At 48.2% G+C, this 9037-nt stretch carries 9 protein-coding genes; 2 read left to right on the top strand and 7 right to left on the bottom strand.

Annotated elements, in window-relative coordinates; translation table 11 throughout:
• Nucleotides 1-143: 143 nt before the first annotated feature.
• The 5 genes from EKM89_RS13025 to EKM89_RS13005 all read right to left on the bottom strand — a co-directional run bounded on the left by EKM89_RS13025 (nt 144) and on the right by EKM89_RS13005 (nt 6161).
• Nucleotides 144-506: a hypothetical protein gene (locus tag EKM89_RS13025; protein ID WP_125689181.1), complete on the bottom strand. Its 363-nt coding sequence runs from the start codon at nt 504-506 to the stop codon at nt 144-146.
• Between the two features lie 333 nt (nt 507-839).
• Entirely contained in the window at nt 840-3170 is a 2331-nt protein-coding gene (locus EKM89_RS13020; RefSeq protein ID WP_125689179.1) for a DNA translocase FtsK, read from the bottom strand.
• A 144-nt stretch (nt 3171-3314) separates the two neighbouring features.
• A complete protein-coding gene (locus tag EKM89_RS13015) occupies nt 3315-3827 on the bottom strand; it encodes a tRNA (cytidine(34)-2'-O)-methyltransferase (RefSeq protein WP_125689177.1) in 513 nt (170 codons plus the stop codon).
• A 332-nt stretch (nt 3828-4159) separates the two neighbouring features.
• Nucleotides 4160-5011 carry a methyltransferase domain-containing protein gene (locus EKM89_RS13010; protein ID WP_125689175.1) on the bottom strand — a complete coding sequence of 284 codons (852 nt, stop codon included), beginning with the start codon at nt 5009-5011 and terminating at the stop codon, nt 4160-4162.
• Nucleotides 4998-6161 carry an AI-2E family transporter gene (locus EKM89_RS13005; protein ID WP_125689173.1) on the bottom strand — a complete coding sequence of 388 codons (1164 nt, stop codon included), beginning with the start codon at nt 6159-6161 and terminating at the stop codon, nt 4998-5000. The genes EKM89_RS13010 and EKM89_RS13005 overlap by 14 nt, the downstream gene beginning before the upstream one ends.
• A 76-nt stretch (nt 6162-6237) precedes the next feature.
• Between EKM89_RS13005 and EKM89_RS13000 the strand changes: the two genes are divergently transcribed.
• Nucleotides 6238-6873, top strand: a complete 636-nt coding sequence (locus EKM89_RS13000) for a copper homeostasis protein CutC (protein ID WP_225421891.1) — start codon at nt 6238-6240, stop codon at nt 6871-6873.
• A 334-nt stretch (nt 6874-7207) separates the two neighbouring features.
• Here the strand turns inward: EKM89_RS13000 and EKM89_RS12995 are convergent, their stop codons facing one another.
• Both EKM89_RS12995 and EKM89_RS14340 read right to left on the bottom strand, forming a co-directional pair.
• Nucleotides 7208-7438: a hypothetical protein gene (locus tag EKM89_RS12995; protein ID WP_125689169.1), complete on the bottom strand. Its 231-nt coding sequence runs from the start codon at nt 7436-7438 to the stop codon at nt 7208-7210.
• 141 nt (nt 7439-7579) lie between these two features.
• Entirely contained in the window at nt 7580-8050 is a 471-nt protein-coding gene (locus EKM89_RS14340; protein WP_263853929.1) for a hypothetical protein, read from the bottom strand.
• Nucleotides 8051-8081: 31 nt separating this feature from the next.
• Here EKM89_RS14340 and EKM89_RS14405 point away from each other — a divergent pair.
• On the top strand, nt 8082-9037 hold a 956-nt coding region (locus EKM89_RS14405), incomplete at its 3' end, for a hypothetical protein (protein ID WP_404819987.1).

The following is a 9037-nucleotide window of genomic DNA, read 5'->3' as shown; positions in this document are numbered from 1 at the left end:
TACAAAAAAGAGGCCCAATTCGTAAATGAATTGAACCTCTGAAATTCCCTCCATCAACACCGGTTGACAAAGAGCCAAAAAAAGACACATCTTGAATTGTCTGGTGACAATTCAAGATGTGTCTTTTTTATTGGTTGCTCACCTTACGAACAGTTAGCCAGCTCAGCTAACGAAGCAGTTATCTCCTCAGTATCCGGCATTGGTTGCGCTAACACAGTCAGTAGATGTTCACCAATAACAATGATGGGTTCCCCCTGCTCATCTGTCAGCAAGGCCGCATATAATCGTAATAACGTCTGTAATGACTGGTACGTTTCTTGCCATTGATCAGCTTTACGATTCTCATGCATGAGTGCCGTCGTTAAGCTGCGAATATTACGGCTCACCCGTCGCCGTGTGAGTCTTTTTTGCTTGCGCTCCTGAAACGCTGGCAAAAATAACGCGACCGCCACTGCCAGCAATTCCCCAACGGCCTCAAACCAATCAGACCAGGTCCCTAACTCCATAAAAATCTCCCCCCAACGTTCACAGAATACCGCAGCCTGTCCAAGGGGCCAAGATTCATGTGCATTGAGAGGAGCTGTCTGTTAAGTCATTAACTAAAGATTGCGCGCTGAAGATTGAAAGCTAAAAACATTTACACTGCTCTTATGACAGTAAGAACTGTCACCACCAAGCTGATGGTATTCGCCGCACTCCGGCTGCCAGGAATCCCGCCCACTTACTGTGGGGGAACGCCTTCAGCCAAAGGACGGATTCCGGCTCGCCTGAAAGTTGTCAAGTTCGGGTGTCTCCCAGGTCGGACCACGATGTAAGCTGAAAAAGTGCAGTGCAACCAATTAAGTCGACTGTCCATCATCATCGTCTGGTTGCTTGTAGACTTGGCGGGGCTTACTGCCCTCTTGAGGCCCAATATAGCCACGTTGTTCCAAGTCATCCATGATACGCGCAGCCCGGTTATAACCAATACGGAACTGGCGTTGTAAGAGTGACGTGCTAGCCTTTTGTTGATCAACGACAAATTTCAATGCGTCGTCGAATAGGTCGTCATCACTGTCGCCGGCTTCCTCTTGCTTTAGTTCCTCGTCAGTGACCATCATATCTTCGTCATAGTCGGCCGGTTGTTGTTGTTTGATAAAGTCGACCACGTTAGACACATCCTCATCTGGGATAAACGCGCCCTGAACCCGAACTGGCGAGTTAGCATCTACCGGCTGGTAAAGCATATCACCACGACCTAACAACTTTTCGGCCCCATTGGCATCCAAAATCGTGCGAGAATCAATCCCACTGGATACCGCAAACGCAATTCTTGAAGGTACGTTAGCCTTGATCAATCCAGTAATAACATCAACTGATGGCCGCTGGGTGGCTAAAATCATGTGCACCCCAGCGGCCCGACCCATTTGTGCCAAGCGAATAATTGCATCTTCAACTTCATTTGAGACCGTCATCATCAAGTCAGCCAATTCGTCAACGACAACGACGATGTATGGCAGTGTTGGTCGATCTTGTCCATCTTCAGCGTTAGCCTTTTGAACAAAGGCATTGTATCCAGAGATTTTACGTTGGCCGAACTGCGAAAATAGCTCGTAGCGCCGCTCCATTTCAGCAACGACCTTATGCAGAGCTCGTGCAGCCTTCTTAGGCTCCGAGACTACCGGTGTCAGCAAGTGTGGAATCCCGTTATAAACACTTAACTCAACCTTCTTCGGGTCGATCAACATCAATTTTAGTTGGTCTGGTCGAGCGTTCATCAACATGCTAGTAATGATTCCGTTGATGGCCACCGACTTTCCGCTCCCAGTCGCTCCAGCAATCAGAAGATGGGGCATCTTCGTCAGATCCATCATGACAACTTGTCCTGTCACATTGCGACCCAGAGGCACTTCCAGTGGTTTATTCGGATGTGCCGGTTGCGCTTCAACCACGTCACGGAAAGAGACTGTTGAGACCTCCTTGTTTGGCACTTCGATACCAATCAAAGACTTCCCTGGAATTGGTGCTTGAATTCGGATACCCTTTGCGGCCAGTGCCAGTGCTAAGTCATCTGCTAAATTCACAATTCGTGAAACCTTGACCCCAATTGCAGGATGAAGTTCATACTCGGTCACAGATGGTCCCAAACTAACATTCTTGACTTCCGCGTCGACCCCAAAACTATCCAATGTTTGCTTAAGAATCTTGGTATTGGCATCGATTGCGTTAACTTCGGCCGTTTGGTCAGTTGGCGGCACCTGCTTTAACAATTCCGCTTTTGGTAATTGGTAATTCGGGTCAACCGGTGTGGTACTAACTAACGATTCGGCTGAATCAGCCTCGTCGGTTGCTGGTTCCGCCGTCGTGCTCGTTGTTGGCTTGGACGTTTCATTCGCTGCCACTGTAATGTGGTAGCTCGGTTCTTCGCTCGTTGGCTGCACGTCACTTCTTGGCTCCGGCAACTCTTTATCGTCCGGATCAAGTGGTGTGACCGTCTTCGGTCGTCGTTGTGTGTGCTGTGTATGTTTCTCTTTAGCTAACTCGCCGCCACGTTTCAGGGCATCTCCGCTAGCCTGAACCCCGTGACCCAGGGTCCGCCCAATCGTCATTAGCCACCGTTCAATATCAGCCAGTGGAATCTGGAAGAAAACGATGACCCCGGTGACCATGATCAACCACGCCGCAATCTGAGCGCCAATCAAGGCAATCAACCAGGCCACGATGCTCAGTTCTAAGGCACCAATTGCCCCACCGCCGAGCTGTGATGTCAGACCCCCGGTCCAAAGATCGGCGAGCCCCGCGTGCCAAATAGTTGTCAAAAACTGACTGTGTTGGTTCACATCCACAAAATGATTCGCCGTGATCCACAGAAGCCAGCCCGCATAACCCAGGCCACTTCCTACTAAGTAGTGTCGTGCAATATGGGGCCAGGTCCCCGTGAGTGCTAGAGCAACTCCCAGCGCTCCGACGATGACGAGTCCAAATTGATAAGTATCCCCAATGACCAATCGAACTAAATTTGCACAGAGCGTTCCCAATAATCCTAGATTAAAAATCCCCAGTGCAGCAAGGGCGATTAAAACAAACCCAATGACATTACTGGTATAAGAAAACGGTTGTGTGCTTTTTCGGCGGCGTTTGGTTGGTTTCCGTTTCGTTGGACGCCGTGTTGTTTTTCTCTTGGTAGCCAACCGACTGCCTCCTTTCATAATAAATTACCTATCACATTGATACTTCTTAAATCCTGGTTCCATTTAACCCTAATTACAACGATTCCCTTGCCGCATCCGGTCGCCTGCTGACGGCCACACACTATGCCAATTTCAGCTGGCCTTCTATTTAAGCTTATCGTGTGGGTAACGATGCACCCGTTCCAGCTTAGGAAATTGCTGTTGCCGCAAGACCTCATAAATGACAATAGCAGCACTGTTGGATAGGTTGAGTGCCCGAATATGCGTGTCATCTTGTGGGATCCGAATACACTTTTCCGTGTGCTTGCGCATGAAGGGTTCAGGCAGCCCCGTCGTTTCCTTCCCAAATAGGAAATAATGGTCATTCTCGTTCACACTATAATCAGGCTCAGTGTAGTCTTGATCAGCAAATTTCGACACTAAGTAAAGTTGCGTTGGATCCGAAATGGATTCCAGAAAGGCAGGTAGGTTCTCATGGTAACGGACATCTACCTTGTCCCAGTAGTCCAGACCCGCACGCTTTAAATGGGCGTCATCAACTGAAAATCCTAATGGCTTGATGAGATCTAAAATTGTATCCGTTCCGGCACAAGTACGGGCAATATTTCCCGTATTAGCTGGAAATAGCGGTTCAAATAAGGCAATGTGATTCGTCATAGATTCTCTTCTCCGTTCTGTTATCAAACATTCGTTCTGTTCCATTATTATAGCCATTCCACCCGGACTTTGACAAGGGTTCTCGCCCGGAGAATATCACCGGAGCTTGCTGACTACAACGGCTAACTAACTCGTCCAGTAGTCAAATTTTGGACAGAAAAAAAGCAGGTCCTCGGTGTGGGCACGGCGAGGATCTACTCTAGTGAAGTGCTACTTGCCAGCCACCAACAGTTATTCACTGATGTTGACTGTCAAACGATTTCTCATGGCTTAATATAACATCTCGCTGTCAGCTCTGCAAGCTTTTTTCACAAATTCTTCAAACGTTTTACTTAAGGCTGTTGAGCAATTAGGAGGGTAACATCCACCGTGATTTTAGGGAATGGGTTGGCCTTAACTTCTGCCAAACGTTCCGCGTTAGCGCCCCAGTGCATTGGCGTCATCAGCATCAAATCTGGGAAAAGCTCTGGTGTGACTGGGACCTGATAGCGGATTCTTTCAGCCGTCGCTGTCGGATAATGTTCTTTGAACAAACTAAGCACATTACCATTATCATAGGTTGCATGCGCACTCCCAGCTGGAAAAATAGCCTGTCGCAGTTCAATCAGGTAATCCGCATTGGGAATAACCTTCAACAACTGACCACCAGGCGCCAAGACCCGATTGAACTCCTTATATGCTGAAGGCGAAAAAAGATCCAAAATCGCTGTAAATTGACGATCAGCAAATGGCATTTGCGCCAAGTCAGCGACACAAAAGAAGGCCCCACCGTCTAATTGCGTTGCCAGATTGATGCCGGGCTTAGAAAGGTCAAAACCGACCGCTGCGTCCTGCCCTTGACGCTGAGCCAATACATCATGGAGTGGCGTCCCTTCACCACAACCCACATCCAAGATGGTCTGTGGTGTTGTCGGAAGTTTCGCCGCAAACGTATCCGTAATACCAGCAAATAAGCCCGCTTGGAGCATCCGTCGTCGTGCAGCTAACATGGCGCTGTCATATTCGCTCGCCACCGCGCGTTGCATAAAATACAGGGTACCCTTCTTAGATAAATCCACGTTATGTCCATTGGGACAGACCAGACTGTGGCCGTCAACTTCTGCGTATGGACTCAAGCAAACCGGACACCGGAAGAGTTCCGTATTTCGCGCTAAAAAGGCCGCCGCCTGATCAATTTTCTTCATTTATATTTTCTCCTTGTTTCTCATAACCACCATTGAATTTTTGATACCAGTGAAAGATTTCGGTTGTGACGACTCGAATCACTGCGTATCCTGGAATTCCTAAGATGACCCCAAGAACACCAAAAGCTTTTCCCGAAATCAGCAGGATAAAGATAATTGTTAACGGATGGATCTTGAGTGAACTGCCCAAGACCAATGGTGAAATCAATCGGCCTTCCAGTGTTTGCTCAACAATAAAGACGATTAGGACCTTGACCAGCATCCACGGTGAAATGAACGCCGCGACCACCACCGCTGGAATCATAGCCAAGAATGACCCCAAGTATGGTACTAGATTCAAGACACCAGCAACGATCCCCAGTAGCAATGCGAACCGCAGGCCAGCAATCAGGAATCCCAGATAGAACAAGACCGCAACGATAAAAGCAACAATCAACTGGCCACGTACATAGTTGCTCACTTGGCGGTTCATTTCTGTCAGTAGGTTAACTGCCGATTGACGGTGCTTAACGGGTAGTACCCGAGACAAATAGTCTGGTAACCGATGACCGTCACGCAACAGATAGAATAGAATGAATGGTGCCGTGACAACTGCTACCACAATTGAGACGACTCGACTTACGATTCCTCCAACAGAAGAAAAAGTACTCTTCGCCAATCCTGAGATGGCTGTAGAAGAGCTTTTGGACAGTTGCTGGTTGAATTGATTCAGCTGATCTCGGACCCCATTTAACCGGTCATCTTGTAGCCACTGCATACTAGTCTGTGTAATTTGGTGCCAATACTGTGGCCACTCCGTAATCAACGTGGTCGTTTGCCGTTGCACCATCGGAATCAGGCTGATGATGCCCCACGCAATAAGCAGTGCCAGAACAATAAAGAGACCAATGATCGACCAGCTCCGTCGAATATGGTGCCGCTCAAGTCGATCCACTAACGGATTGAGTAAATAATACCCCACTCCAGCCAAGATAACTGGCAATCCCAGAATCTGCCCCACTAAGATAAATGGCGTTGCGAGCCACGGGACTTTACTTATCACTAATAGAATGAGTAAAATGAGGAGCGTGATTGTTAGGATAGAAACTAAACGGTTGTTGACCACCCAGTTCCAAAACCATGATCGATGCTCCTTATAATCTGTCTTCAATGAGGTCCCTCCTAAGAAATAGTGCGTATATTGTACCATACTGTTAGCCGCTTTGCTGAACGCGGCCAGAGAAAGGATGACGATTTTGCTATTAGTCGAACCGTTACTAGAAAATTATTCAGAATTACCCAATGCCATTACGGCTGGAGCGAAGCGAATTGCCTTAGCCGACAACCTCGCTGTTGGTGGCACTACCGTTAGTAAGGGGGTTATGGGTGAAGCCGTCCGTTACGCTCATGAGCACCAGATAATGTTAGACCTCATCATTGCACCACGAGGGGGTAACACGCCCTATAATGACGTTGAAATTAAAATGATGGAGGCCGATCTGTTAGAGGCCCAACAATTGGGTGTCGATGGTGTCATTTTTGGTGCTCTAACCACCCAGCATCAGCTTGATCAAGAGGCACTTAGTCCTCTAATTGCAGCCGCCGGCGGTATGATTATGACCTTCAGTTTGGACTTTGATTCAATTCGTCCCCAAGACCGCGGTGTAGCACTCGACTGGCTCGCTGATCAAGGTTTCGAACATATTTTAAGTGCAGGTACAGCTGGCAAAGACCGTGTCACAGATTGGACAGCTTCCAAACGTTTAGCAGATGCTGACGGGTTAACTCTAATTCCGGCAAACGTCTCTGCGAAAGAAGCCATAGCTTTAAGTGACCAGCTTGGCACAAATATTTTCTATGGCCCACACGTTTTAGACTTCTAAAGACGACAAAAGATCTAGCGGTAGGATTGGCGTACCGCTAGACCTTTTTTTGCGAACTCCCAGTGAACTTATTTTGGAAGTTACCCTCTAAAAATTGATTCACCATTAAACCAGAAGATCTGACACGTGGACCTACCGTCTAAGTCCACGCACTGTGTGCCAGTAGTTCCTGATTTCCCGTCGTCGCAAAGTCCCCTAACTCATGCTCATAGTAGCACGATAAAATCTAGGTGACTGTCTATACACTAGATACTTATGAAGATACTAACATTATTTTAACTAACCAAAAAACTGCCGACCGAGATCAACATAATCTAGGCCGACAGTTTTTTAGTTACCAACGTTCCCGTTTGACTACAGGTTCGCCTTCTTCCCAAGGATACTTACCATCTTTATTTTTCTTCGTATGTTTCATCATATATTCTGTACGTTTCTTCAAACGGTCGTGTGTTTTGTGACGATTGTAAGCCCGTACACAGAGAACTACGATTCCGAGAACAACGTAGATGGACATCCGTAGAAAGAACTGCACGGTTTTAGTGGCAAACACAGTCGTTAAAATCATAAAGGTTCCCTCCTTCTAGCCGCAACTCTTTTAATTTACCCGCCAAGTTCTGACGTATGAGTCACTACGGTTCGACCCGTAGTGACCGCAGTATTACCTGAAACTCATTTCAAATGAATCTACTAGCTAACCAATGACCTACTAGTCATCGTCTTTCTTGTTACGTTTACCACCTAAGAACCACCATGATCCACCTGTTGCTGCCGCAATGGCTGCAACGATAGCACCCCAGAGTGTCTTCGAATTGTTATCTCTAGTTGCCGGGTTGGAGATTAACGCACCATCTGCGCTCTTACTAGTCGTTCCCTTGTCAGCCGCACTCTTATCAGTTGCACTCTTATCAGTAGCTGGCTTGTTAGCACTCTTATCATCGGTAGAACTATCACTCTGAACATTCCCGTTCGTCGCAACGTTTGCAGTTCTCAAGTCGACTGGTTGTGCTATATTTGCTGCTGGCGTTGCCGCTAAGTTAGTGACCGTACCAGTCGCACCGTTGCCACCATTCGTTGTGCCAGTGGAAGTGCTGGTTGCTGATGAACCATTTGAACCTGATCCACTGCCATTGCTACCAGAACCACTATTACCAGAGTCGCCTGCACCACCGTTAGTCAAACCATCATCTGAGTCCGAGTCGCTATTAGAGTTGTCATCGGAATCACTATCCGAATCGGAGCCACCATTTGAGTCAGAATCGCTATCCGAATCACTATCAGAGTCGCTATCGGAGCCATCGGAATCGGAGCCGCCATTTGAATCAGAATCGCTATCCGAATCACTGTCAGAGTCCGAATCACTGTCAGAGTCGCTATCGGAGCCATCGGAATCGGAGCCGCCATCGGAATCAGAATCGCTATCCGAATCACTGTCGCTGTCAGAATCGCTGTCGCTGTCCGAGTCACTGTCGGAATCGGAATCGCTGTCGCTGTCCGAATCAGAATCGCTATCCGAATCACTGTCGCTGTCAGAATCGCTGTCGCTGTCCGAGTCACTGTCGGAGTCCGAATCGCTGTCGGAGTCCGAATCACTGTCGCTGTCAGAATCACTGTCGCTATCTGAGTCACTGCCGCTATCCGAATCGCTGTCGCTATCTGAGTCACTGTCGCTGTCAGAATCACTGTCGGAGTCGGAGTCACTGTCGGAGTCCGAATCGCTGTCGGAGTCCGAATCACTGTCGCTGTCAGAATCACTGTCGCTATCTGAGTCACTGCCGCTATCCGAATCGCTGTCGCTATCTGAGTCACTGTCGCTGTCAGAATCGCTGTCGCTATCTGAATCGCTGTCGGAATCGGAATCGCTGTCGCTATCTGAGTCACTGTCGCTGTCAGAGTCACTGTCGGAATCCGAATCACTGTCGCTGTCAGAGTCACTGTCGGAATCCGAATCACTATCGCTGTCAGAATCACTGTCGCTGTCAGAATCGCTGTCGCTATCTGAGTCACTGTCGCTGTCAGAATCACTGTCGGAATCGGAATCGCTGTCGCTGTCAGAATCACTGTCGCTGTCAGAATCGCTGTCGCTATCTGAGTCACTGTCGGAGTCTGAATCACTGTCGCTGTCAGAATCACTGTCGCTGTCAGAATCACTGTCGCTGTCAGAATC

The sequence above is a fragment of the Levilactobacillus fujinensis genome, from assembly GCF_003946335.1.
GTDB classification, from domain to species: domain Bacteria; phylum Bacillota; class Bacilli; order Lactobacillales; family Lactobacillaceae; genus Levilactobacillus; species Levilactobacillus fujinensis.
The sequence above is the reverse complement of the archived record's forward strand: the minus strand, read 5'-3'. Positions and strand labels throughout refer to the sequence as shown.

What these genes read in the sequence shown, in the direction of transcription:
- EKM89_RS13025 (WP_125689181.1), bottom strand. Translation starts at nt 506, where the DNA reads ATGGAGTTAGGGACCTGGTCTGATTGGTTTGAGGCCGTTGGGGAATTG.
- EKM89_RS13015 (WP_125689177.1), bottom strand. Translation starts at nt 3,827, where the DNA reads ATGACGAATCACATTGCCTTATTTGAACCGCTATTTCCAGCTAATACG.
- EKM89_RS13010 (WP_125689175.1), bottom strand. Translation starts at nt 5,011, where the DNA reads ATGAAGAAAATTGATCAGGCGGCGGCCTTTTTAGCGCGAAATACGGAA.
- EKM89_RS13000 (WP_225421891.1), top strand. Translation starts at nt 6,238, where the DNA reads ATGACGATTTTGCTATTAGTCGAACCGTTACTAGAAAATTATTCAGAA.
- EKM89_RS12995 (WP_125689169.1), bottom strand. Translation starts at nt 7,438, where the DNA reads ATGATTTTAACGACTGTGTTTGCCACTAAAACCGTGCAGTTCTTTCTA.